Raw genomic sequence first — 706 nt, forward strand, 5'->3', positions numbered from 1 at the left:
ATAGTTAATAGCTATATAAACGCCAGATATCCTGAAATCAAAGTATTTTTGTGTTATGTATTGTAGAATTCTATTTGCCACACGAAAGGATTCGTGCGGCAGCGGGGGATTCGTGCGGCAGCGGGGGGGGTATGTTTTCGTATGGAACCACAAAAGTTTTTTAAACTATGAAAGATTTAGAGATATCTCTTACAGGAAAAGTAATTTTAATAGGGGTGCTTGTATTTCCCCTATTAATGCTCTTTGGTTATATTTATTTTGTATCAAAAGCCGACAAAAGGTCAGATAAAGAGGTCTATCTCGATGATAAATTGGGTGTTTTTTTAAGTGGAAATGTAGATTCAATTTTTAGATTAAAAATGAATCATAATACATTAACGCTGAAAGTTAGTAGTGAGCATTTTTATGTTCCTTCAGATTGGGAGAATAAGTTTGAAATAGGAGATTCTATTTCTAAAAGAAAAGGGGAATTAACATTGAAGCACTATCGAGATGGAAAATTAATTGAAACATTAGACTATAAAGATGTTGCTAGAAATTTGAAATAAGTGTTTAAATTTCAGTTCAAGTATGAATTCTGTAGTACGAATAAACAACCCCGCTACCGCACGAATCCTTTCGTGTGGTACGGATAAATATACACAAGAATGCTAGGTGCGAGTCTTCTATTAAATACAAAAACGCTCAATTATATTGAGCGTTTTGT

At 33.4% G+C, this 706-nt stretch carries 1 protein-coding gene; it reads left to right on the forward strand.

Annotated elements, in window-relative coordinates:
• The first annotated feature begins 167 nt into the window (after nt 1–167).
• Complete coding sequence (locus KO524_RS15165) at nt 168–548, forward strand: hypothetical protein (protein ID WP_219295074.1); 381 nt, start codon at nt 168–170, stop codon at nt 546–548.
• The last annotated feature ends 158 nt before the right edge of the window (nt 549–706 follow it).

Source organism: Flavobacterium sp. NKUCC04_CG, assembly GCF_019345525.1.
Classification (GTDB): Bacteria; Bacteroidota; Bacteroidia; order Flavobacteriales; family Flavobacteriaceae; genus Flavobacterium.

Coding starts and splice junctions, on each gene's coding strand:
- KO524_RS15165 (WP_219295074.1), top strand. CDS start 168: ATGAAAGATTTAGAGATATCTCTTACAGGAAAAGTAATTTTAATAGGG.